This is a genomic window from Natronolimnobius sp. AArcel1 (genome assembly GCF_011043775.1).
In the GTDB taxonomy this organism is placed as follows: domain Archaea; phylum Halobacteriota; class Halobacteria; order Halobacteriales; family Natrialbaceae; genus Natronolimnobius.
On record NZ_JAAKXY010000003.1, the window covers coordinates 748844 to 771479 of the forward strand.

At 62.0% G+C, this 22636-nt stretch carries 22 protein-coding genes; 12 read left to right on the forward strand and 10 right to left on the reverse strand.

The window, feature by feature from the left end; all coding sequences use genetic code 11:
* Positions 1-142: 142 nt before the first annotated feature.
* Together G6M89_RS12020 and G6M89_RS12025 are read right to left on the reverse strand one after the other, a co-directional pair.
* Complete coding sequence (locus tag G6M89_RS12020) at positions 143-1006, reverse strand: DUF4332 domain-containing protein (RefSeq protein WP_165162011.1); 864 nt, start codon at positions 1004-1006, stop codon at positions 143-145.
* 128 nt (positions 1007-1134) lie between these two features.
* Positions 1135-1938: a shikimate dehydrogenase gene (locus G6M89_RS12025; protein ID WP_165162012.1), complete on the reverse strand. Its 804-nt coding sequence runs from the start codon at positions 1936-1938 to the stop codon at positions 1135-1137.
* Between the two features lie 133 nt (positions 1939-2071).
* On the opposite strand from G6M89_RS12025, the gene G6M89_RS12030 reads away from it, so the two are divergent.
* The 3 genes from G6M89_RS12030 (at position 2072) to ftsZ (ending at position 5774) form a co-directional block, all read left to right on the forward strand.
* Positions 2072-3004: a calcium/sodium antiporter gene (locus G6M89_RS12030; RefSeq protein WP_165162013.1), complete on the forward strand. Its 933-nt coding sequence runs from the start codon at positions 2072-2074 to the stop codon at positions 3002-3004.
* 49 nt (positions 3005-3053) lie between these two features.
* A complete protein-coding gene (locus tag G6M89_RS12035; RefSeq protein WP_165162014.1) occupies positions 3054-4388 on the forward strand; it encodes a D-aminoacyl-tRNA deacylase in 1335 nt (444 codons plus the stop codon).
* 159 nt (positions 4389-4547) lie between these two features.
* Entirely contained in the window at positions 4548-5774 is a 1227-nt protein-coding gene (gene ftsZ / locus G6M89_RS12040) for a cell division protein FtsZ (RefSeq protein WP_241175296.1), read from the forward strand.
* A gap of 109 nt (positions 5775-5883) precedes the next feature.
* Here ftsZ and G6M89_RS12045 read toward each other — a convergent pair whose 3' ends face one another.
* Positions 5884-6222, reverse strand: a complete 339-nt coding sequence (locus tag G6M89_RS12045) for a 2Fe-2S iron-sulfur cluster-binding protein (protein ID WP_165162015.1) — start codon at positions 6220-6222, stop codon at positions 5884-5886.
* A 200-nt stretch (positions 6223-6422) separates the two neighbouring features.
* On the opposite strand from G6M89_RS12045, the gene G6M89_RS12050 reads away from it, so the two are divergent.
* Positions 6423-7835, forward strand: a complete 1413-nt coding sequence (locus tag G6M89_RS12050; RefSeq protein ID WP_165162016.1) for a geranylgeranyl reductase family protein — start codon at positions 6423-6425, stop codon at positions 7833-7835.
* A 164-nt stretch (positions 7836-7999) separates the two neighbouring features.
* Here the strand turns inward: G6M89_RS12050 and G6M89_RS12055 are convergent, their stop codons facing one another.
* Entirely contained in the window at positions 8000-8293 is a 294-nt protein-coding gene (locus tag G6M89_RS12055; protein WP_165162017.1) for a hypothetical protein, read from the reverse strand.
* A 267-nt stretch (positions 8294-8560) separates the two neighbouring features.
* Between G6M89_RS12055 and G6M89_RS22575 the strand changes: the two genes are divergently transcribed.
* Positions 8561-10021, forward strand: a complete 1461-nt coding sequence (locus G6M89_RS22575) for a DUF4397 domain-containing protein (protein WP_165162018.1) — start codon at positions 8561-8563, stop codon at positions 10019-10021.
* 38 nt (positions 10022-10059) lie between these two features.
* Here the strand turns inward: G6M89_RS22575 and G6M89_RS12065 are convergent, their stop codons facing one another.
* From G6M89_RS12065 to G6M89_RS12075, 3 genes are all read right to left on the reverse strand, one after another.
* Positions 10060-11343: a M48 family metallopeptidase gene (locus G6M89_RS12065; protein WP_241175297.1), complete on the reverse strand. Its 1284-nt coding sequence runs from the start codon at positions 11341-11343 to the stop codon at positions 10060-10062.
* Between the two features lie 111 nt (positions 11344-11454).
* Positions 11455-12732, reverse strand: coding sequence for an amidohydrolase (locus tag G6M89_RS12070; protein ID WP_165162019.1), 1278 nt, complete (start codon positions 12730-12732; stop codon positions 11455-11457).
* A gap of 56 nt (positions 12733-12788) precedes the next feature.
* Entirely contained in the window at positions 12789-13124 is a 336-nt protein-coding gene (locus G6M89_RS12075) for an uS10/mL48 family ribosomal protein (protein WP_165162020.1), read from the reverse strand.
* Between the two features lie 180 nt (positions 13125-13304).
* Between G6M89_RS12075 and G6M89_RS12080 the strand changes: the two genes are divergently transcribed.
* The 5 genes from G6M89_RS12080 to G6M89_RS12100 all read left to right on the forward strand — a co-directional run bounded on the left by G6M89_RS12080 (position 13305) and on the right by G6M89_RS12100 (position 17049).
* Positions 13305-13739, forward strand: coding sequence for a bis(5'-nucleosyl)-tetraphosphatase (locus G6M89_RS12080; RefSeq protein WP_165162021.1), 435 nt, complete (start codon positions 13305-13307; stop codon positions 13737-13739).
* Between the two features lie 67 nt (positions 13740-13806).
* Entirely contained in the window at positions 13807-14583 is a 777-nt protein-coding gene (locus tag G6M89_RS12085) for a DUF4013 domain-containing protein (RefSeq protein WP_165162022.1), read from the forward strand.
* 38 nt (positions 14584-14621) lie between these two features.
* Positions 14622-15308, forward strand: coding sequence for a DUF4013 domain-containing protein (locus G6M89_RS12090; protein WP_165162023.1), 687 nt, complete (start codon positions 14622-14624; stop codon positions 15306-15308).
* 163 nt (positions 15309-15471) lie between these two features.
* Positions 15472-15906: a dual specificity protein phosphatase gene (locus G6M89_RS12095; RefSeq protein WP_165162136.1), complete on the forward strand. Its 435-nt coding sequence runs from the start codon at positions 15472-15474 to the stop codon at positions 15904-15906.
* Between the two features lie 63 nt (positions 15907-15969).
* Positions 15970-17049, forward strand: coding sequence for a DUF5787 family protein (locus tag G6M89_RS12100; RefSeq protein ID WP_165162024.1), 1080 nt, complete (start codon positions 15970-15972; stop codon positions 17047-17049).
* 4 nt (positions 17050-17053) lie between these two features.
* On the opposite strand, the gene G6M89_RS12105 is transcribed toward G6M89_RS12100, so the two are convergent.
* The 3 genes from G6M89_RS12105 to G6M89_RS12115 all read right to left on the reverse strand — a co-directional run bounded on the left by G6M89_RS12105 (position 17054) and on the right by G6M89_RS12115 (position 20172).
* Entirely contained in the window at positions 17054-18538 is a 1485-nt protein-coding gene (locus G6M89_RS12105; protein ID WP_165162025.1) for an NAD(P)/FAD-dependent oxidoreductase, read from the reverse strand.
* A 63-nt stretch (positions 18539-18601) separates the two neighbouring features.
* Positions 18602-19009: a Zn-ribbon domain-containing OB-fold protein gene (locus G6M89_RS12110; RefSeq protein ID WP_165162026.1), complete on the reverse strand. Its 408-nt coding sequence runs from the start codon at positions 19007-19009 to the stop codon at positions 18602-18604.
* Positions 19006-20172 carry a beta-ketoacyl synthase N-terminal-like domain-containing protein gene (locus G6M89_RS12115; RefSeq protein ID WP_165162027.1) on the reverse strand — a complete coding sequence of 389 codons (1167 nt, stop codon included), beginning with the start codon at positions 20170-20172 and terminating at the stop codon, positions 19006-19008. The genes G6M89_RS12110 and G6M89_RS12115 overlap by 4 nt, the downstream gene beginning before the upstream one ends.
* A 172-nt stretch (positions 20173-20344) precedes the next feature.
* Between G6M89_RS12115 and G6M89_RS12120 the strand changes: the two genes are divergently transcribed.
* On the forward strand, positions 20345-21415 hold the full coding sequence (locus G6M89_RS12120) for a M42 family metallopeptidase (RefSeq protein ID WP_165162028.1): 1071 nt from the start codon (positions 20345-20347) through the stop codon (positions 21413-21415).
* 54 nt (positions 21416-21469) lie between these two features.
* The gene (locus tag G6M89_RS12125) at positions 21470-22636 is read left to right on the forward strand and encodes a hypothetical protein (protein ID WP_165162029.1); all 1167 of its coding nucleotides are present in this window, start codon (positions 21470-21472) and stop codon (positions 22634-22636) included.

Sequence of the window (22636 nt, forward strand, 5' to 3'; positions counted from 1 at the left end):
TGTGTCACGACCGACAACACTGCGAGCGTATCGAACCGCGAGCACAGCAAAAACAGAATTGATCAGCCAGCAGAGTGGGCGCGTTCCGGCGGTGCTGTTTCGCCCGTTCGGACGACGAGATAATACGTCGTACCAGTCGATTTCAGCGGTTTCTGACCGCTGCTTTGTCGATCCAGCCCTGAATACGCTTTTCGGAGATATCGGTCTGCTCCGACAGCGAGGCGGCGTCGGCATCGGCGAGGTCGGCGACGGAATCGACGCCTGCAGCAGTGAGTCGGTCGGCGTAGGCCGGGCCGATCCCCTTGATTACATCGACCGATTCGGCTGCAGTTTCGTCTTCGGTGTCTGTCGCATCGGCATCCGTATCGTTGGCGTCGTCCGCATCTGTCGCGAGTTCATCGTCCGTCGCTTGGGTGTCCTCCCCACCGTCTTCGTCGGCCTCGTCCTCAGAATCAGCGTCTTCATCAGCCTCGTCCTCAGAATCAGCGTCTTCATCAGCCTCGTCCTCTGCATCAACGTCTGTGTCGGACTCGTCGGCGTCCACGTCCACATCCGAATCATCTGGATCTGTACTCGTCTCCTCAGCCTCCTCCGCTGTCTCGTCATCGACCTGCTCGTCGGCCTCGTCGTCCGTCTCTGATTCTGACTCAGTCACGGAGTCGGCTTCTGCGTCTTCGATGACGACCTCGTCCGATTCCGGATCGACCGTTTCGACCGCTGAATCCGGCTCAGTATCGGCTGTATCCGTGATTGCATCTGCTGGCGGTCCCGCTGCTTCCGCGGGTTCGGCTGCCTGCTCAGGGTCATCGCTCGGATCGACCACCGACCCCGTCGATCCTGCGGCGCTCGAGCCAGCAGCGGCGGCGTCGTCTGCATCAGCTAGGTCGGACTCGTCGTCCGATGATCGTTCGCGTTCGACCGTTACCCCGACCTCTCGAGAGGGAGTAGATTCCGAGCCCGACCCGCCGAGACCCAATAACGACTTCAGCTTTTCGAGGATTGCCATTATCCTGATATAGTGGTCTCTTTCACTTAAATTCGCCTGATACAATACAGAACTGCTACGAGTGGGCGTCCCTGCTTCGCTCTCACCACAACTGCTGTAATCGAGCCCACAGAAGACGTTTTCAGGCGCTACAATCGTTCTCGAAGTGCTTTGTTCATCGTCTCGACCGGCGCGTCCCGTCCCGTCCAGCGCTCGAGTGCTTCGACGCCCTGATAGAGCAACATCCACGCGCCATCGACCGTCGTCGCGCCGGCAGCGGCCGCATCTTGCAGGAGCCGCGTCTCAAGGGGCTGGTAAACGGCGTCCATGACGGCCAGATCGTCGTGTAACGCTGCCGCGGGAACTGGTGTTGCGTCTTCTTCCATGCCGACGCTGGTGGCGTTGACCAGCACGTCCGCATCGGCGAGCAACGACTCAAGGAACTCGAGGCCGTGGCTGGTCGCCCGAGGGACTTCCTCGGCGAGATCGTGTGCGCTCGAGACGGTGCGGTTTGCGATGGCGACATCCGCGCCAGCGTCTGCGAGGCCAAACGCGATTGCGCGGCCAGCCCCACCTGCGCCGACGACGACCGCGTCAGCCCCATCGAGGGAGACGTTGTGATCGCGCAGCGCGCGCATTGCACCGCCAGCGTCGGTGTTGTGGCCGGTTGGCGCACCATCGCCCGTGAAATCGATCGTGTTGACCGCGCCGATTCTCGTCGCCAGTTCGTCGGCGTCGACAACCTCGAGGGCGTCCTGTTTGAACGGAATCGTCACGTTCAGCCCCGTGATACCGAGGGCATCGGCACCCGTAATTGCCGCCTCGAGATCGGCTGGCTCGGGTTCGAAGGTTACGTAGCGCGCGTCGTACTCGAGTTCGTCGTACGCCGCCTCGTGCATCGGCGGCGACAGCGAGTGGCCGACCGGATTGCCAAGAAGTCCAAATACGTCCATTGCTCTACACGCGAGTGCGGACGGCGACCCTATAATGGGTCCGGGTCCGTCGACTGCGCTTGACGTGGCCGCGGCCGCACACATTACCCGGTTCCGCGGCGCTTATACGCCGTTCTCGAGTACTCGCTCGCGTATGAGCTTGGTCTCCGTGCTGTTGCTCGTCGCCGGCATTGTGGCGCTGTACGCCGGTGCCGAGTTGCTCGTTGCCGGTGCGGGACGGCTCGCACTGGGTATCGGGCTCCGAGCGGCGACCGTCGGCGTGACAGTGATTGCGTTTGCGACCACTGCACCCGAAGTGTTTGTCGCGACCATCGGCGCGCTCGATGTCTCGAGCGATATCGGGCTCGGTGCGGTCTTGGGTTCGAATATCGCGAACATCGGACTCGTCCTCGGCATTGCCGCACTCATCAGGCCGCTGTCGGTCAGCGACACCGTGATGCGACGGCACGTCCCGTTTATGGTCTTCGCTGCCTTGTTGCTCGTCCTGTTCGGCCTCAACGGGACGATCGGCCGTCTCGAGGGGTTGCTCTTGTTGCTCGCACTGGCTGGGTTCACGGTGTATTTGGTTTACTGCGCCAGAACTGATCCCGCGCCAACGGCGAAGCCCGGAGCCAGTTCTCGCGTCGAACTGCGAGACGTCGCGCTCGTCGGTGCCGGGTTGGTCGCACTCCTCGTCGGGTCGCGCTGGCTCATTGCGGGCGGCACCGACCTGCTCTCGGCGCTTGGCGTCTCCGATCTCGTGATCGGCTTGACTGTGCTCGCACTCGGCACGTCGCTGCCGGAACTGGCGGCATCCGTCGTCGGCGCAATCCGGGGTGAAACCGCCTTCGCGATCGGGAACGTCGTCGGCTCGAATATCTACAACGTTCTTGCCGTCCTCGGCATTGTCGCGCTCATTACGCCGATCGAAATTGCCTCGAGTACGCTGCGATTCGAGCTTCCCGTCCTGATCGCGTTCACCGTGGTACTCGTCGGGCTGATGGCTCACGGCCGGCGGCTCTCTCGGTTCGATGGGGGCGTGCTGGTCGTCAGCTACGTGGGCTTTCTCGTTGCGCTCGTCCTGTAGTCCCAGGCCGAACCGTCGGGTTAACGACCGCCGAACACGGAGGGCGGATATGAGCGACCTCGCAATCGTCGAGAGCCGCGCGGACCGTGCCTCGGTCCACATCTGCGATCATCTGCGCGATTTAGCCGACTGGACGGAACGAGTCGATGACAGCCGATCCGACGCCGACGGCGGCGGAACCTACTACCAAACGGATGGCATCGAACTCCGGACGTTCGAGGCGTTCCACCTCGAACTCGAGCGCCCGGCTGAAGCTTTCGACTGTGATCCCGACTTGCTCGTTTTTGCCTCACGTCACTCCGGCGACACTGGCGCGCTCCTGACTGGTCATTTTACAGGTAATTTCGGTCCCGCGGAGTTCGGCGGCGAAGACAACGCCGTCGCCGAGACCTGCCCGAACGCACTCGCCCGATTGCTCGAGGCCTTCGACGAGCATGCGCCCGAGGAGTACGATGTGGGCATGGAGTGTACCCACCACGGCCCGACAGACGTTGGCTGTCCCTCGCTCTTTGCCGAACTCGGCAGTGGCGACGAGCAGTGGGACGACCCCGCAGGTGCCGAGGCCGTCGCGCGAGGTATTCTCGACCTTCGGGATGTTGCCCCCCATCGCTCTAGGCAGGTCGTCGGCTTCGGCGGCAACCACTACGCCCCACGATTCGGGCGCATCGTCCGCGAAACCCCGTGGGCAGTCGGCCACATCGCCGCTGACTGGGGACTCGAGGATCTCGGTCACCCAAGCGCCCATCGCGACCTGCTCGCAGCCGCGTTCGACGCGAGCAACACTGACATCGCCGTTATCGACGGCGACTGGCCCGTTCTCGAGGAGACCCTTACGGACCTTGGCTACCGACTCGTCAGCGAGACGTGGCTGCGCGAGGTTGGCGACCGACCGCTCGAGGTAGTCGACCAACTCGAGGCCACAGTCGAATCGGTCGACGACGGCCTTCGCTTCGGTGAGCGCCGCGACGACACCTTCGAGATCGTCTCGCTTCCGGGAGATTTAATCGACACGGCAGAAGGGATCGACCCCGAGCGCGTTCGTGACGCCGTTGAGGCGCGAACGATCGCATTCAGCACCGACAACGGCGGTAGTCGCGTCGGCTCGACGGTCGCCGTGCCTGCGGGCGAACCACTCGAGACGAAACGCGCGCTGCTCGAGCACCTCGTTGCGTTGTTGGAAGAGAAATACGACACCGTCAGGCTCACAGACGATGCAGTCATCGCGACGGAGACCGCGTTCAACCCTGAACGCGCCGCAACGGCCGGGATTCCGGAGGGTCCGAAATTCGGCGCACTGGCCGCTGGAGAGTCAGTGACGGTCGACGGCGAGACGATTACTCCCGAGCGCTTCCAGACTGAACGGACGGATCGCTTCGACCTGTGAGTAATCAGGTATATGAGAGAAGTACGCAACTACCAGGTGCCTGCGCTCACTCTGCTCTTCCCCAGTAACTAAACAGGTAATCACACCATAACGTGTCAGACAGGTGGCTGACGTGTAGGGGAAAGGTAATTATGCTCCATTGTTTAGATGGGTCCAAGAATGGACTCACTCATCGACGACGCCATCGACGAGGCCGAAGACGGGGACCCGGCCGAGTCCCCCGCGGCTGAGACGTCACACGACGGTCAGCCCTCCTCTGCTGACTCCGGCGGCCGCCAATCCGGGACGATGACCGACGAAGAACTCGAGGACGTACTCCAGGACCTCCAGACCGACATCACTGTCGTCGGCTGTGGCGGTGCCGGGGGCAACACCGTCAATCGGATGCACGAGGAAGGCATCCACGGCGCAAAGCTCGTCGCCGCCAACACGGACGTCCAGCACCTGGTCGAAATCGGTGCTGACACCAAGATCCTGATGGGCGAGGAGAAAACCGGCGGCCGCGGTGCCGGCTCGCTCCCACAGGTCGGCGAGGAAGCCGCCCTCGAGAGCCAACAGGACATCTACGAAGCAATCGATGGCTCCGATATGGTCTTCGTCACCGCCGGACTCGGTGGCGGCACCGGAACCGGCTCTGCTCCAGTCGTCGCGAAAGCCGCCCGCGAGGCCGGCGCGCTGACGATTTCGATCGTGACAACGCCGTTTACCGCAGAGGGCGAGGTCCGCCGAACGAACGCCGAAGCCGGACTCGAGCGCCTGCGCGACGTCTCCGACACGGTGATCGTCGTACCAAACGACCGCCTGCTCGATTCCGTCGGCAAACTGCCCGTCCGGCAGGCGTTCAAAGTGAGCGACGAGGTGCTGATGCGCTCGGTCAAGGGCATCACGGAACTCATCACGAAACCCGGCCTCGTCAATCTGGACTTCGCTGACGTTCGGACCGTCATGGAGCGCGGTGGCGTCGCGATGATCGGTCTCGGCGAATCGGATTCGGAAGCCAAAGCCGAAGACTCCGTCAAGACCGCACTGCGCTCGCCCCTGCTCGATGTCGATATCTCCGGCGCGAACTCCGCGCTGGTCAACGTCACCGGTGGCAACGACATGGCCATCGAGGAAGCCGAAGGCGTCGTCGAAGAGATCTACGACCGGATCGACCCCGACGCACGCATCATCTGGGGAACCTCGATCGACGAATCGCTCGAGGGCAGCATGCGCACGATGATCGTCGTCACGGGCGTCGAATCACCGCAGATCTACGGCCGACCGGATGGCGAGTCCGTCCAGCCGAATATGGGTGGCCAGGGCCAAGCACAAGGGCAGGGCCAACCCCAGACTCGCGGGCAGGAACAGCCACAGGGCGACGACGATATCGATTTCGTCGAATAATCTCGCTGCCGTTCTCTCGTCTTTCCTTCCTTCTGGCTACCGCTCTTGTCTGGATCCTCGTCGCTCGAGGTATCCAAATATCGCTTCCCAGAAACTCGAGACAGCCGACTCAGTCGTCAGCCGTCGCCGACGCATCGCCGTCAGTTTCAACCGCCGCGTCGCTTTCGATACTTGGCGGATACTTGCCGCGCTCGAGTTTCAGGTCCGATTGCGGGCGCGCCATACACGTCAGCGCGTAGTTTTCGGCTTCCTCATCGGTAAAGCCGCGAGCAGCAGGTTGGGTTACCTCACCCTCGAGTATTTCGGCTGAACAGGCCAGACACATCCCAACGCGACAGGAGTACTCCTGGGCGATTCCTTCCTCGAGACACCGGCTGAGAATCGTCTCGGTATCCGAACAGGTAATCGTCTCGTCCGTCCCGACGAACTCGATGGTGTACTCAGTCATACCGTCCGCTACGGAAGACCCGACTAAAACTCTTTATTCCGCTGTCGTTGTCTCCGGCAGGACGAACCATCACTCGAGCGATCACGTTCCTCTCGTGACAGACAGTCGTTCGGAGCGGTGTTCACAGTTGAGGGTGACGCCTCGAGAGCAACCGAATCGACCATAAAACGTTTTCATACCGCAGTGTCCACACTACTGGTATGAGTACCCAGGAGGAGTCGGGAGCCGCGCCGGCAGCCGACACCCACTCGCCAGACGCCGTCGTCGTCGGTGCCGGGACCGCAGGCTGTTACGCGGCCGCGACTATCGCACGCGCGGACTACGAGGTCGTCATCGTAGAACGCAAATCCGAGGACGAAGCGGGCCACATCGCCTGCGGTGACGCACTGAAAGGGGCCTCGGCGTTTCCCGAGGCGATTCCCCGTGAACAGATCGAACCCGCCTTCACCAACACCGGCGTCGACCACGGCCGGTTCGAAATCCCACAGGAAGATACCGTCCTCGAGATTCCCGTCCCCGGCGAACTGGCAGTCATCGACCGCTGGGAGTACGGCAAGCGAATCATCGAAGGCGCACAAGACGCGGGCGCAGAAATCCACTACAATACCGTCGTCCAAGACGTCACACAAGCCGACGACAACAAGGGAACGGTGACGGGCGTCGAGGCGACACAGAACGGCGACCCCCAGACCTACGAGGCCGAGGTCGTCATCGACGCTGCCGGTTCGCTGTCGGTCCTACAGGACAAGGTCGACTTCTCGAACTCCACGTTCGATACGAACGTCGACTACTCGCACTTCTGTTCGGCCTACCGCGAAATCGTCACCGTCGAAGAGCCCGTTCCGTGGGACGACGCCCTCGTGTTCAAGCCGACCGAGCGCGCGGCGGGCTACCTCTGGTACTTCCCGCGCACCGACACCGAGATCAACGCCGGGCTTGGCTTCCAGATGACCGAAGAGCCCATGCAACTCGTCGACGACCTCAAACGCGACCTCGAGGCCCGACCGGAGTTCGAGAACGCCGAGGTCGACGACAAACTCGGTGCCGCACTCCCCACCCGACGACCCTACGATTCGGCGGTCCACCCGGGCTACGTCGCAATCGGCGACGCTGCGGGTCACGTCAACCCAACCACGGGCGGCGGAATCGCAGGCGCAGCCTACGCCGGTAAGTACGCCGCTGAGGCCATCGTCGAGGGTATCGAGGACGGCGACCTAAGCGAAAAGGCCCTCTGGGAGTACAACGAGCGCGTCATGGACCACTTCGGCGCACGCTACGCTGCACTGGACGTCTACAACATCCTCTCGACAGCCATCGACGTGGATGACCTCATGAGCCTGCTTGCGGTCATGCCCGGCGAAAAACTCGCTGAAGCACTCTACTCCGGGAGTACGAGTATCGGCCCGAAACTTGCCCTCGAGAGCCTCTACAAGAGCTACGGCCACTGGGGTACCATCCTGAATCTCTATCAGACCAAACGCCGCGCTGACGACCTGCTCGAGCTGTATGAGGCGTATCCCGACCATCCGGCCGCACTCGAGCATTGGCAAGAGCGCCGCGACGACCTGATGGACGCGGTCTACGAGACGACTGGGGCCGAGCCGAAATACTAAGGAATGAACTTTTTCTCTGTCGTTCGAGAGAGTTCCGCTCTCTCGTGACTGAGCGAATCGAAGATTCGCGATGTCCGCGAAACCCAAGGTTTCGCTTGATGACGAGACGCCTTTGGCGTCTCGAACCACGTGCGGTCGCTTCGCGACCGCACTCGGAAAAATCTTCAAAAGAGCGCGTCGCGCTCTTTTGGACTGGGCGATTCCTTCGGAATCGCTTGCAGTCGGGCGGCGCTGCCGCCCGACGACCTCGCGGGATCTTCGATCCCGCTTAGCTTCGATGAAAAGCACTCCTCCCTCCGTTCACTCGTCCTATCGTCCTCGTTCACATCGGTCGTCGGCCCGCTCGCTCCCGTCGGTCGCTCGCGGTCGGTAACTGGGTTATCACCTGCCCTTCCCCGTTGAGCGGACTTCTCACGGTGTTCGAAGCCCGCTCCCGGCCACTGTATTTTGTCACGCAATGCGATTACACTCGAGCGCGCAGGCGTTCGATTCGGGTTTCCGTAGAGGGATCGTCCCAAGCATCGTGGGCGCGATGAACCAGTGTCCTCCCACAGTGAGCAACACGACGGAAAACGCCGTTATCGACTGATTGACACGCAGATCGCTCGAGTCGCCAACTCATCACAGAGCGTGGAACAGTCACAGCATGGTGACTCTCAGCAGCTCGTGATTGCCTACGCTGTTAGGGGTGTGTCACATCTCTGTACACACCAACCAGGCTACTAATGGTTCCAAAACAGACCAGGCGTGGTGCGCTATCGATTGTGGGTGCAACGGGTGTAACACTAGTTGCGGGCTGTCTTGGCGGTGCCGACGACGAGGAGAGTGCTGGAAACGGGAACGGGAATGGAAACGGAGCAGACGACGACCACACTGACGATACTGCAGATGACGAGGATGACTACGACGAGATGGACGACACTGGCTCCGTCCGCGTCGCCCATCTCTCACCAGACGCGCCGAACGTCGACGTCTGGGTTGACGGCGAACCCGCTCTCGAGGATGTGCCCTTCCGTGCAGTGAGTGAGTACCTCGAGTTGCCGGTCGGCACGGCAGAGGTCATGATCACCGCTGCAGGCGATGAGGATACTGTCGTCTTCGACGACGAACTCGAGATCGGTGACGGCGACTACACGGTCGCCGCACTGGGTGAACTCGCCGAGGAGAACGAGCCATTCGCGCCGGCCGTGCTCGAGGACGACCTAAGCGATCCTGGCGATCAGGCCCGCATTCGTGCAGTGCACGCATCACCTGACGCGCCCGCCGTCGACATCACGGCTGGAGACGGTGAGGTCGTCCTCTTCGAGGATGTCGCCTTCGGCGAGGCCGGCGCAGCGTACGTTGACCCCGGTGACTACACCCTCGAGATTCGGCCCGCCACTGATGACAACGACGGCGATGTGGTTGCGACATTCGACGTCAGCCCTGAGGCAGGTAACGTCTACTCCGCGTTCGCCGTTGGGTATCTCGAGCCAGATGCGGCACCAGCAGATGAGGCGTTCGACCTCGAGGTCGTGCTTGACGCTGAAGGCGAGACAGCAGCGGCTGGCTCCGTCCGCGTCGCACATCTTTCACCAGACGCGCCAAACGTCGACGTCTGGGTCGACGGCGATGCAGTCCTCGAGGACGTGCCCTACCGAGCCGTGAGCGACTACCTCGAGTTGCCGGTTGGCACAGCAGAAGTGATGATCACCGCTGCAGGCGATGAGGATACTGTCGTCTTCGATGAGGAACTCGAGATCGGTGACGGCGACTACACAATCGCTGCACTGGGCGAACTCGCCGAGGAGAACGAGCCATTTGAACCGGCTGTTCTCGAGGATGACCTCAGTGATCCTGGTGATCAGGCCCGCATTCGTGCAGTCCACGCCGCACCTGACGCGCCCGCGGTCGACATTACGGCTGCTGACGGCGAGGTCGTCCTCTTCGAGGATGTCGCCTTCGGCGAGGCTGGCCCAGCGTACGTCGACCCCGGCGACTACACCCTCGAGATCCGTCCCGCCACTGATGACAACGACGGCGATGTGGTTGCGACGTTTGACGTGAGTCCGGGCGCTGGCAATGTCTACTCCGCGTTCGCGGTTGGCTACCTCGAGCCAGACGCCGCACCCGCTGACAAACCGTTCGATCTCGAGATCGTGCCCGACGCCGAATCGGAGATGGACGACGACTCGAGCGACTACTGAGACCGACCGATTTTCGTTTTTTGCGGTGCTCGAGTCGCTTAACTGGCGTCAGCGGCTGCCGTTCGAAGCCGTTCGATCCGTTTCTCCGTCGCTGGATGTGTTCCAAGCAGCGTGCGCGCGATGAACCGCCGCGTGCGGTCGAAAAAGCGGTGTTCCTCCCACGGCGGCGGCACGATGGAGAACACCGCCGTCGACCGATTGGTCCGCAGATCGCTCGCGGGCCGGCGGGTGAGTTCCTGATCCAGTGTCTCGAGGGCGCTTGCGAGTGCCGCAGGGTCGCCGGTGAGTGCAACCGCGCCGCGGTCGGCGACGTACTCGCGGTATCTGGTGACGAGAATCACCGATGCTCGCGTGAGGCCAATAACCGGGAGTGCAGCGAGCAGTACCATCGGGTGTATCTGGAATGGGGACGCCGAATCGTCGTGTGGATCGGCAAGAGCATTGTCAAGCAGCGTATCGAACTTCGCGTTCGGCAGTGCCAGCGCGGTCAGAATCGCCGCATCGCGGTTGACGACGTGGGCGAGTTCGTGCGCGAGGACTGCCTCGAGTTCCTGCGTCGAGAGCCTGTCACAGAGCCCGACTGAGACGGCGATCGTCGACGTGGTCGGTCGAAATCCGGCCGTCGCGGCGACTGGACGGCGCTCGCGACCGAGTCGAACGGTTGGTGCCGGGACGCCTGCCTGGGCTGCGAGGCGGTCGACGCGTGCCTGTAGCTCCGCGAGGCTGCTGGTTGCCGTCTCGGCCAGCACCTCATCGGCGTCGCTGTCGTTTTCGATGACGTCGATATCTTCTGCGAGGTGTTCTTCGACGGTTCCTCCACGTCCCAGTTCACCGGCAATCGTCCGACCCGTGTAGTAGGTTGCGCCGATGACGCCACAGAGCAACCCAACTGCGAGGACGGCCTCGAGCCGTGAAATCAGCGGCGTGGATTCGACGATTGTGTATCCCACAACCCAGGCGATGAGTCCGCCGAGCATGGGCGCGAACGAGCGCAACACGAGAGCTTCGTTGGGAGTAGAGAATTCGCGGGCGAACTGCTCGAGTCCCTGCAGCCACTTGTTCGAAATCCGACCGACGATAAGCGGGGCGGGCATCAGTCGTCGATAAACGCCCGCAATACCCAGCCAGAGGCCGATGAACAGTAGCAACACGGCGACAGCGGGTGCACCCAGAACAAGCATGAACATCGACATCACCGCTATCGCCGCAATCTCGATGACAAACAACAGCACGAACCCGAGGACGGCGACCAAGCCGGCGACCGCCATTCGAATCCAGAGTCCCGCTCGTTCTCGGAACGTCTGTAGTGACTCGGTTGCCATCATCGATCACGCGGGACACGCCCGCAAGTTGTTTCGACGCACACAGGTTCGATAGAAAAACGTTCGGTTGTTTGATCAGTGCGTCCGATACGCAGACTCGAGTCGTACTGATTAGGGCTGCGTGCGAGCGATCCGCTCAATTGTGCCCGCGAGTACGTCGATTCCGTGCTCGAGGCTCGCCTCGTCGACATCGAACGTCGCGGTGTGGTGGCCGCCGGGGTGATCAGTCCCAATACCGACGTAACAGGCGTTGCCGCCGTTATCTTGGACCGCCTGCATCAGGAAGGTCGCGTCCTCGCTGCCGCCGAGGTCGTCGCGCTCGAGGACGTTCTCTACACCTGAAACATCGCCTGCAACGTCGGCGACGAGATCGACGAGTTCCTGATCACTGGTCGCGCTTGGGGCTTCCGCACCGGTTTCGATTTCAACCTCGCAGTCGTACATCGTGGCCGCGCCCTCGAGGACGCGCTCGCACTCCTCGCTCATGTACTCCATGAGTTCGGTCGTCTCGCCGCGAACTTCGCCGACGATGCGGGCGGACTCGGGGATCACGTTTGAGGCGCTGCCGGCCTCGATACGGCCGGCGTTGACCCGCGTTCGGCCATCGTTGTGCCGGGGGATTGCGTAGAGATTCTGGACCGCTGCCGCCATCGCCTGTGCAGCGTTGCGCCCTTGCTCTGGATGACCTCCGGCGTGGGCTGATTCGCCCGTAAACTCGGCCTCGAGATGGCGAACTGCGAGGAAACCGTCGATACCGGCCACGATTTCGCCCGTAGGGTGGTCAAGGCCGATGTGCATCGCGAGCAGCGAGTCGACATCCTCGATGTGCTCGCTTTCGGCCATCGACTTCGCGCCGCCGATGACCTCCTCGGCGGGTTGGAAGAAGACCTTGAGCGTGCCTGAAAACTCGTCGCTCTCGGCGATGCGCTCGAGAACCCCTACCCCGATTGTCGCGTGGGCGTCGTGACCGCAGGCGTGCATCGCGCCCTCGTGTTTCGAGCGGAAACCCGCCGCAGCGGGGGCGTGTTCGGGGTCGTTTGACTCCTCTCGTGGGAGGCCGTCGATGTCGACTCGCAGGCCGACGGTCGGCCCCTCGCCGCGTTCGAGGACAGCGACTGCGCCCGTGTAGCCTCCCTCGAGACGCTCGAGGACGGCCTCGTCGACACCAGTAGCGCGCGCTCGTTCGTAGGCGTGGGTGAGTTCAGCCTCGTCGGGGACGGCCATTCGCTGGTCAGTCTCGATGGCGTCGGGACCGATATAGAGTTCATCGAGGTCGATTCTGGACTCGAGTTCGGAGACAATCCGTGCGGTCGTGTAGAACTCGCGCCAGGCGGGTTCCGGTTTCTGGTGTAACTCTCGGCGAAGTGCAATAAGGTGGTCTGCGGGCATACCGCATGCTTGTCGGGAAGGATCAAAAGTGCGATGTTGCGCCGCGATGTAAGAGATCAGTTCGTTCGGCCAGTCCCACGGCGCTGTTCGACTTCGACTTCGACGTGTATCGAGTCGGGGAAGGCGCGCTCGGTGAGATTACGCGCGATCCCGTCGTGGCCGTGAATCTCGAGTTCGCGGGTGAAGACAGTGTAGGTCCACGAGGAAAACTGGCGTTCGTCGTCGGCGTGGAGACGCTGGTGCTGCGGAACGGAGAGTTTTTCTGGCGGATGCGAATGCGGGCCTTTCAGCGCGGCACCCTTGCGTTCGGCGGTTGTTTTGATGTCATCCACGGTACTGTCTAAAGCGGCGCGATCACCGCTCTGGAGTGTGAGACGGGTGACGAAGGTCATTGTGAGTTAGCACATCGTCAACGGCCGGGGCGTAAAAGCCTGCTGAGATCCGTCGCCGAACGTTCTCGCGAACGGACAGATACGCTACCGTAACAGAGTCATGTAACTCACCACACCAAACAGTGTCCGTAGGACGAACAGTCCGATATTCTCTTAACGTCGCATCTATTAGTTCGGGTAATGGCAGTCGAAGCTACGAGCGCAGGCGCAATCCTCTTCCGCGATACGCGGGGCCGGCGCGAGTATCTTCTACTCAAGAGCCGCCCGGGCGACTGGGAGTTTCCGAAGGGCGGTGTCGAAGGAGATGAAGAGCTACAGCAGACGGCAATCCGCGAAATAAAGGAAGAGGCAGGTATTGAAGAGTTCCGACTCCTCGATGGCTTTCGAGAAGACTACGACTACGTCTTTGAGGCGAACGGCAAAACGATCCATAAGACCGTTCATCTCTTTATTGCAAAGTCATTCGAAGCGAGCGCTGAACTTTCGAACGAACATCGCGACCTCCAGTGGCGCGACTATGAACAGGCCGTAAACACCGTCACGCAGGACGGCCCACGAGAAATCCTCGAGCAGGCACACGTGTTCCTCGACGAGTGGGAAGAAGACGAGGAGTAGTCCGGCAGTCGACTCGAGTACTGCCACGAGCGTTATGTGACCGGCCTGCAAGGAGTCAGCTACAGCAATGCAATCGGCCACCGCTATTCTCTCGTACCCAATCCGTGGCGCCGGTCTCGAGCGCATGCTCACGGGTAGTGTGCTCGTCCTCGGGTCTCCACTTATCCTCCCCGCGCTCGTGTTCGCGGGCTACTGTATCCGCGTCCTCGACTCAACGCTCGCCGGAGACGACGAGCCGCCCGCACTCGAGGTGCGCGAGAGACGCGAGTGGCAAACGCTGACGCGAGTTGGCGTCGGTGGTACTGCAGTTGCAGCCACGTATCTGCTCGTGCCACTCGGTGTCGGCGCTGCAATCGCAGCCGGGGTCGCAGCCGTCGGCTACGCTGGCCTCGTTGCACTCGCCCCACTGGTTGGCGGCAATGATGTACTGATCTGGGGACTCAGCCTGCTTGCTGCCCTGTTCGCTGCACTCCTTGCGCTCGCGCTCATCGCCTCGAGTCTCGCTATCTACTACGTGCTGCCGGCAGCACTCGCGGTCTACGCTCACACCGAAACGGCCCGCGCGGCGTTCGACCGCTCGGCGCTCTGGCCGATTGTCTCGAGTCTCGAGTACGCTGTCGCGGTCGGCGTCCTCCAGATCATCCCGCTTGTCGTTGCCGTCGTCGCCGTCGCCGCACTCGTTTCGGTCGTCGGCATCGTCGCACTGCCGGCGATTCCGTTCGTCGCGGCGCTAGTGAGTTGTCGAGTGGTCGGTGCGGCTGTGACTGCATCGTCACCGACGATGCGCGGGAAATTGAACCGTGGAAGTGACAACTGGCCTTTATTTTTTGAGTCATCTAAGTGAATAGTTTTAATATGTGACTCTACTTTGAGCTGAACAGAATGCTTGAAGATGGCCTTTCGTATCCGGTTCGTGGGGAGTGGGTCGGCCGAACAATCATTGGTTCCGTACTTGGATTTCTCTCATTTCTATTGATACCAGTCGTTTTCCTAATGGGATACTTCGTCAGAGTACTCGAGACAACGGTTGCGGGAGCTAACGAACCACCTGCGTTTGAAGACTGGGGCGAACTCTTCATAAAGGGAATCAGCGCGATACTGATCGGTTTAGTTTACTCGCTTGTCCCGGCGATTCTCTACGTAATCCTCGTCAGCGTCCTTCTAGGCACCGGCGGGGCGCTCGGTGGCGACGGTGGCGTCCTCGCGGGGCTCGGATTCATGTCCATGCTGACGTTCATCCCGTTGATGATGTTTATCTCCTACATCGTCCCGGCCGCGCTGACAAATTACGCACGGACGGGCGACATCAGCGCCGCATTCGACATCGGCGTCATCAAGTCAGTCGCATTCAGCGTCGACTATCTGGTGGCAATGTTGTTGCCCATCGTTGTCGGCGTCGTTGTTTGGGTCGCTGCGTTCGTCCTCGCAGTGACGATCATCGGTCTGCTGTTCGTGCCGGTGCTGTACTTCTACATGTACGTGGCAATCTTCCGGATGTTCGGGTCCGCATTCGCCAAGACGGACCCCACGACGCAGACCGACTCGGTCACCGCCGCACAGTCGACCTGATTTTGAATCCGATTCTCGACGGAATCGATACTCACCTAGTCATATTTTCGTCGAGTACGGCCACTCGTGGTCCCGAACACGGACGAGTCTAAATTTCCGTTCCGGCAAGGAGCTTACCGATACCCTCGAGTCGAACTCACCGTTGGTTCGGCCGCTCAGCTACATGGACGACGAGCCGGTGATCCGCTGGATTGATGATCGGGATCTGTTTCTTGGAAATGTGCTCGCGGCCGACCCGACGCGTCACGACCGGCAGTTCACGTTCGTAGTGTCTCTCTCGAGCGAGGCCGCGCCGCGTACGACGCACCACCGACCGCTCACCGACGGCCGCGGAAACGACTGGACCGCCTTCGGGGAGGCGGTCGACACCGCCCGCAACTGCTACCGTCGAGATGGGGCGACGCTGATCCACTGCAAGGCGGGGATTTCACGCAGTAGTACGGTAATCGCGACGACCCTTGCCGCGGAAGACGGGCTTCCCTTTCGGGTAGCGCTCGAGCGCGTGCAGGACGCGCGCCCGCTGGCGATACCCCATCCTGCGCTCCACGAACTCGCCGTGGTGTACCTCGCTTCAACCGCCGGCACGGAGCGGATGTAAACGAAAACCCGACGATCCGTGACCGAGTAGCCTTTGCTCTCTCAGTCCGAAGGATGGCAAGACGTGGCTACAGATTTCGCCGACTCCGAGTTCGCCTTCGAACTGCGAACCTGCCGGTGGGCCGAACGCGAGTGGCCTCCGGACGGCGACAGCGACGCCCGCGCTGACACCGCCCACATCGTCGCCCGGCAACTCGGGACCAAACGCCGCCGCTGGGACACTATCATCCTCAAGTGCAACCCAGATTCTCTCCGCCAGCGCGCGAAGTTCGGACCAAAGCGCCTCGAGAGCGACCACCTGCACATCGTCCGGAACGCACCCGCGGAGTGGGCCTACTACCGCGACGCGCTCCCCCACCCCGGCTACCCCTGGCGGTACGTCCGCGAGGCGATTCACGAGGTCGACGACCGCGGGATTCTCGAGACCCGAAAGAAAGGCAACCGCATCGAAATTCGGCGCACGTGGCCCTACCCCGACTGGTGCGAGCGCATCGTCGCCATCGAGAACAAACCCGATCTGGATGCGAGCGCCGCCCGCGCACTCGGCTCACAACTCGAGTACGACGTCGCGATGGCGCTGGCCGACGAGGTCTGGGTCGCCACCCGGCAAACCGGCGAGCGCGTCGAGCCCGTTCTCCTCGAGGACTTGCCCGTCGAAGCGGGCGTGCTGGCGCTCGATCCGGACACGCTCGAGGCGGATGTGGCCTGGTACCCCCGCAATCTCGGGGTTGACGAGCCGGGGACGCGCATTCTCGAGCGGCCGGACGACGGCGCTCACGGGAGTTCAGCAGCGCGATTCGAGTACGTTGATCCGCAACAAAAGGCCGACAAACGGCTTGCAATCGCCGAACGCGCCTACGAGCGCGGCTGGCGCTCGTTCGTCAATACGATGCGCCCCGACTGTCGCTATTTTGAATTGCAGGCAGCCGATGGGGCGCAGTTGCTTCCCCACTGTGGGGCAACCGGCGCATGCCAGACTGCTGCGAAGTGTTCCGGCTCCTGTCCCGACTTTCAACCGGAACCACCTATCTGGCGGACCAAGGGGTGGCCACTCGAGGGCGGGCCAGGAAAGCGTCTCAAGGCGTTGCTCTCGGAGCGTCGCCGTGAGCGACGGCCGGGAGTTGACGAGACGTCTCACGAGTAACGGACTATCCGAGTACATGTTCAGCGGCGATTTCGCTGCCGATAACGCACGCAACGGTCCCGAGCCCCGGCCACGTGGTGTCGCCGGCGAGGTAGAATCCGTCGACACCGATATCGTGTGGCACCGCTCGCTGGTTGGTGTTTGCCATCGTTTGTCGATAGCCGCCCACTGCTCCGCGTGGGCGGTTCGTAAACGTTTCATACGTAACCGGGGTTCCGACTTCGCAAACGACGGGATCCGAGGCGAGATTCGGATAAACCGTTCGAGCAGCCTCGATAAGACGGTCTCGGATATCGTTCTTGCGTTGCTCGTACGAATTCTGATCGGGGTCCCACTGCTCGAGGTCACAGTGCGTCGAGAGCATCACCGCGCGATACCCCTCCGGGGCGGATACGGTATCGCCGGGATCGGAAACGGTGATGAACATGTTGTTGCCGTCCCCCAGTGGCTCGTCGTACGTCGGCAGCACCTGATGGTGCGTACTCTCGTGATCGTCCACCTCGTGCGCTGGGACGCCCAGGAACACGACTACCGCACCACCCTCGTGGGCCTCCATCATCGAGATGTGGTGATCCAACGAGTCGCCGACGATTGATGGTGCGATTCGCTTGGTAAGGTTGATCGGAACGGCGCTGACGACTTGCTCGGCGTGGTACACCCCGCGAGCAGTTTGAATCCGGAACGCCCCCGCTTCGCCCGTGATCTCCGTGACGAGGTGATCGGTGCGGATCGTACCGCCAAGGTCTAGATACTGCTCCTCGAAGGCGCGCCAGAATCCGTACATGCCGCCGGTCGCTCGACCGATACCAGCCCGTCGGATCGTGCTTCCGAGGACCGAATTGATCAGCGGTGCCTCCTCGAGTGTCGTGTGGACTGTATCTTCGACGAGCATGGCAATCATGTGCCGAAGCGCTCGCTCATCGGCGACATCGTAGGCGTCCAGCGCATCGGCCATCGTCCAGCGTAGATACCGGAGTTGGGGCAGGTCTCGAAGTCCCACTGCGTTCGCGTTCCGAACGACATCGCCCGGCGTCTGGACGGGTAATTTCACGCCCTCTCTGGTAATCCGCCAGAACGTTTCGGAGAGATCGTCCAGAAAGGAGTAGAACTCACGGTGGCGGTCGCTGTCCCCAAGTTTCGCCGTCCGTTCCCGTTCCCACTGCTGTTGATCGTGATAGAGTGTGACGCGGCGGTCGGGCAGCCAGACATCGTACGCGTCCTGTACCGTGATATCCGGCGGCTCGAGGCCGATATCAGCCAGTAACTGTCCACCGACGCCGCCCTCCTGAAAATCGACCAACGTCGTCGCGCCAACGTCGAACGCGAATCCGTCGGTGCGATAGTAGCCAGCACATCCACCGATGTGCTCGTGCTGTTCGAGTACCACCGTGGAGACGCCTGCCGCCTGTAACCGGGCCGCCGTACTCATTCCTGCAACACCACCGCCAATAACCGCGACAGCAGTGGACTCCGGGGACGTGTCAGTCATACGGCCCACTATTGATTAGAATACTATCAGTTTTAGGGTCGAGTAAAACTCGAGACGGTATCACTACACGGGCTGGAACGCCACGACGCGCTCACCGGTCGTTTCCGACACTGTCACCGCAACCTCGACCTCGAGTCCCTGCTCGATATCCTCGAGGTCGATCTCGACCACTTGGCCGGTCATCCGTACAGGACCGAAGTCCGCGATGGCGGTCGCATACGGGGCGTCGTCTGCGAACGAGGGTGTCGCGACGTGTGTGACGGTATAGGTCGCGATCTCGCCGGGTTCCGGCAGTGGTTCCTTGGTGAGGGCTGTCGAGCCACACTCGGGACAGACCTGCCGCGGCGGCAGCGAGCCGTGGCCCGCGTCGCACTCGAGGTAGTACGCTTCGTGTGCTTCGGCGGCGTCGAGCCAGTCGTCGAAGCCGGCGTCGCGGACGTTCTCGGAGTCGAGTTCGGAGTGGTCGCTCATGCGGTGACCTCCAGAACGTGGACCACTGCGCTCGCGACTGTGCCACCCGCGTTGTGTGCCACGCCGGTCGTTGCTCCCTCGACGTGCTCACTGTTTGGATGGTCACCCGCGAGCAGCGTCGCTACCTCGGCGACCTGCGAGACGCCAGTTGCACCGACCGGGTGGCCCTTGGCTTTCAACCCACCCGAGAGGTTGATTGGTGTCTCACCGTCGGCCGTCGTCCGCCCATCTCGAGCGGCCGAGATGCCCTCGCCGACCTGCTCGAGGTCGAGTGCCTCGAGGGCGAGCACTTCGGCGATAGTGAAACAGTCGTGGACCTCTGCGAGGTCGACGTCGTCCGCGCCGATATCGGCGTCGGCGTAGGCCTGTGTGGCTGCCTCGCGTGCGGCGGGCGAGCGCGCAAGGTACTCGCGGTCGTGCAGCGCCATCCGATCACCGCCCTGGCCCGTCCCGGTGATCGCCACGGGTGCCTCGAGGTCGTGTTCGTCGGCGTATTTCTCGCTTACGAGGACGACGGCGGCCGCACCGTCAGAGAGTGGACAGGAGTCGTACAGTCCGAGCGGACTCGAGACCGTGGGTGCCTCGAGAACATCCTCGACGGAGAGGGCGCGCTGGTACTGGGCTTTCTCGTTGGTGAGTGCGTTCTCGTGGTTCTTGGCGGCGATGTGTGCGAGGTCCGCGCGGTCGCCGCCGTAGGTCTCGAAGTAGGCGGTGGCCATCAGCGCGTACGCCCCGGGGAAGGTCATCCCGGCTCGGACTTCCCAGAGGTCGTCAGCCGCGATTGCGAGTGCTTCGGTCGCGCCCGCGGTACCGAGATTGGTCATCCGCTCTGCGCCGCCGACGAGCAACACGTCACACTCGCCGTTTCGCAGTCGAATCACGGCATCGCGAAGCGCCATCCCGCTCGAGGCACAGGCGGCTTCGTACCGGGTTGCGGGCGCGGTGACGCCAGCGGCTTCGGCCATCAGCGGCCCCTGGTGACCCTGGTGCTCGGACAATTCGCCCATGAAATTGCCGTAGAGGACGCCGTCGACGTCATCGCGAGGAACGGCGCTGTCCTCGAGGGCGGTGGTGCTCGCCTCGGCAAATAGGTCCCGACTCGTCCGTTCGGGGTACTCACCGAACGGGGTCAGTCCGGTCCCAGCAACGCGTACGCTACTCATACGCACACCTACCCCGTCGACGGGTTAAAACTCGGTGGTTGGTATCACGACACGAACGCTGGCATCGTCGCTGCACATCTGCACAACACAATATCTGTTTCACAAACATAATTGTGCTAACACTGCCTGCCTGTTCCCTGTTATTTATCCGCTCGGTTTCGAATATGTGGTTATGGACAGTGTTCCGTTTGATCTCGATGTTCTTACCGAGTTGACCGAGACGAGTGGCGTGCCCGGCTACGAAGACCGCATCCGCGCCCGCGTCATCGACCACCTCGAGGACAGCGTCGACCGCGTTCGGACCGACGCGATGGGCAACGTCGTCGGCACGCTCGAGGGGGAAGACGACGACTACTCGGTGGCCGTTGCGGCGCACATGGACGAAATCGGCTTCATGGTTCGACACGTCCGCGGGGAGGAAGACGGTCCTGGTTTTCTCGAACTCGACGCACTCGGCGGCTGGGATGCACGCGTGCTCAAAGCCCAGCGGGTGACGATCCACACCACGGAGGGCGATCTGCCGGGCGTCATCGGCTCGCCGCCGCCCCACACGCTCGATGAGGACGACCGGACGAAGACACCGGAGGTCGAAGACGCGTTCGTCGACCCCGGCCTCCCCTACGAGGTCCTCGAGGAGCGCGTCTCGCCGGGCGATCTTGTCACGATGGAACAGACGACAGAACTGATGGGTGAGACGGTCACCGGGAAGGCACTCGACGACCGGGTTTGTCTGTTCGCCATGCTCGAGGCGGCTGAGCGGCTCGAGGACCCCGATGTCACCGTCCATTTCTGTGCAACGGTTCAGGAGGAAGTCGGCCTGCGCGGCGCACAGGCACTCGGCGTTGATGTCGATCCCGACCTCGCGATTGCCCTCGATGTGACTGTTGCAAACGACGTGCCCGGATTCAAAGCCGGCGAGCACGTCACCAATCTGGGTGAGGGAACCGCGATCAAGCTCAAAGACTCGAGTGTCATCACGAGCCCGAAGGTCCATCGCCGACTGCAGTCGGTCGCCGACGACGAAGAAATCGACTCCCAACTCGAGATTCTGCCGGCTGGCGGCACTGACACGGCCGGGTTCCAGAACGTCGCAGGTGCGAAACCGGTCGGTGCGATTTCGATTCCGACGCGCTATCTCCACACCGTCACCGAGACGGCTCACGTCGACGACATCGCTGCGACGATTGATCTGCTCGAGGCGTTCCTCGCAAGCGAAGACGGCGAGCACGATTACACGCTCTAAAAATTCGAGCGAACACATCACTGGTTTTAACAGAACAGCCACAAACGGTCAGCTATGAATCGACGCCGACTCCTGTTCGGCAGCGGTGCCCTCCTCGCACTCGCCGGCTGTGTTGAGACGCTCGAGACGGATTCGACCGGAACGTCGCCGGAGTCTGAGGACAACGCAACGGATGCTGACGAGACTGCAAGCGACGATGAACACGAAGACGACGAACACGAGGTCCCTCCCGCAGCGCGTGAAACCGGCCGAGACGTCCTCGTGGTAAGCCTCACTGGTGACACTGAAACCGCACTGAACTACGTTCCCGCAGCCTATTTCGATTCGGTGGACGACGCCGAGTGGGAAGAACTCGTCGAGCAATCAACCCCACCCGAGGAAGTTCACGCGATGACGCTCGAGAACGCAATCTCCGACGACGAGTTCGTTGCAGACCTCGAAGCCGATGACGAGTTCGATGGCACGGCGACGGCAGCATACGTCCTCGAGTTCGAAGTCGACGTTGAGGTTGACGGAGAACGGATTGACCGCCCAGCGAGGGTTACCGTCCTCGAGATTGACGACGAGTGGTATGGGTGGGCCGAGCAGTTCAGCACGCAGCGGTCCGAGCCACAGGCAGCGATCGATATCGACAAATCTGACGACACGACGGCAACGTTGACGCTCACTTCGAAGCCAGATGACGTGGTTGTGGGCGTTCGCGGCGGCGACATCGACGATTCGGCTGAGTACCAGTTCGATGCCGTCGGCGACTCGCTCACACTCGAGACGAGCGATGTCGGCAGCGGCCAGTTTTCGGTGATCGGTCACTATGAAGACGACGAGGACCACGCGGCGGTCGTCTCTACGTTTACGCTGACTGATCCGGCTGCGTGGGCGGACGTAACTGAAATTACGCTCGAGCCACAGACCGCCGGTTGGATCGGCGTCGAACCGACCCACATCGAGGGCGTTGAAAATCCGGATTTGGTGCTCGAGGAAGGCAGAGAGTACACAATTGCCCAAGAAGGCGGCGATGGTGCCATGCACGACCTGCAGTTGTGGGACGAGGACGAGGCAGTTGTCGACGACTACGCGACTGAACTGATCGATGATCCGGACGCCCGGCAGGAACTGTCAGTGACTGCAACCGAGGAACTGGCGGCGTACGTCTGTGAACCTCACGAAATGACGATGCGTGGCGAGATCGAAGTCGTTTCGGAGTTCGATTTCGACAACTGA

Excerpts from the sequence above, each read along its gene's own strand:
- G6M89_RS12020 (WP_165162011.1), bottom strand. The coding sequence starts at position 1,006 with ATGGCAATCCTCGAAAAGCTGAAGTCGTTATTGGGTCTCGGCGGGTCG.
- G6M89_RS12025 (WP_165162012.1), bottom strand. The coding sequence starts at position 1,938 with ATGGACGTATTTGGACTTCTTGGCAATCCGGTCGGCCACTCGCTGTCG.
- G6M89_RS12030 (WP_165162013.1), top strand. The coding sequence starts at position 2,072 with ATGAGCTTGGTCTCCGTGCTGTTGCTCGTCGCCGGCATTGTGGCGCTG.
- G6M89_RS12035 (WP_165162014.1), top strand. The coding sequence starts at position 3,054 with ATGAGCGACCTCGCAATCGTCGAGAGCCGCGCGGACCGTGCCTCGGTC.
- ftsZ (WP_241175296.1), top strand. The coding sequence starts at position 4,548 with ATGGACTCACTCATCGACGACGCCATCGACGAGGCCGAAGACGGGGAC.
- G6M89_RS12045 (WP_165162015.1), bottom strand. The coding sequence starts at position 6,222 with ATGACTGAGTACACCATCGAGTTCGTCGGGACGGACGAGACGATTACC.
- G6M89_RS12050 (WP_165162016.1), top strand. The coding sequence starts at position 6,423 with ATGAGTACCCAGGAGGAGTCGGGAGCCGCGCCGGCAGCCGACACCCAC.
- G6M89_RS22575 (WP_165162018.1), top strand. The coding sequence starts at position 8,561 with ATGGTTCCAAAACAGACCAGGCGTGGTGCGCTATCGATTGTGGGTGCA.
- G6M89_RS12065 (WP_241175297.1), bottom strand. The coding sequence starts at position 11,343 with ATGGCAACCGAGTCACTACAGACGTTCCGAGAACGAGCGGGACTCTGG.
- G6M89_RS12070 (WP_165162019.1), bottom strand. The coding sequence starts at position 12,732 with ATGCCCGCAGACCACCTTATTGCACTTCGCCGAGAGTTACACCAGAAA.
- G6M89_RS12075 (WP_165162020.1), bottom strand. The coding sequence starts at position 13,124 with ATGACCTTCGTCACCCGTCTCACACTCCAGAGCGGTGATCGCGCCGCT.
- G6M89_RS12080 (WP_165162021.1), top strand. The coding sequence starts at position 13,305 with ATGGCAGTCGAAGCTACGAGCGCAGGCGCAATCCTCTTCCGCGATACG.
- G6M89_RS12085 (WP_165162022.1), top strand. The coding sequence starts at position 13,807 with ATGCAATCGGCCACCGCTATTCTCTCGTACCCAATCCGTGGCGCCGGT.
- G6M89_RS12090 (WP_165162023.1), top strand. The coding sequence starts at position 14,622 with ATGCTTGAAGATGGCCTTTCGTATCCGGTTCGTGGGGAGTGGGTCGGC.
- G6M89_RS12095 (WP_165162136.1), top strand. The coding sequence starts at position 15,472 with ATGGACGACGAGCCGGTGATCCGCTGGATTGATGATCGGGATCTGTTT.
- G6M89_RS12105 (WP_165162025.1), bottom strand. The coding sequence starts at position 18,538 with ATGACTGACACGTCCCCGGAGTCCACTGCTGTCGCGGTTATTGGCGGT.
- G6M89_RS12110 (WP_165162026.1), bottom strand. The coding sequence starts at position 19,009 with ATGAGCGACCACTCCGAACTCGACTCCGAGAACGTCCGCGACGCCGGC.
- G6M89_RS12115 (WP_165162027.1), bottom strand. The coding sequence starts at position 20,172 with ATGAGTAGCGTACGCGTTGCTGGGACCGGACTGACCCCGTTCGGTGAG.
- G6M89_RS12120 (WP_165162028.1), top strand. The coding sequence starts at position 20,345 with ATGGACAGTGTTCCGTTTGATCTCGATGTTCTTACCGAGTTGACCGAG.
- G6M89_RS12125 (WP_165162029.1), top strand. The coding sequence starts at position 21,470 with ATGAATCGACGCCGACTCCTGTTCGGCAGCGGTGCCCTCCTCGCACTC.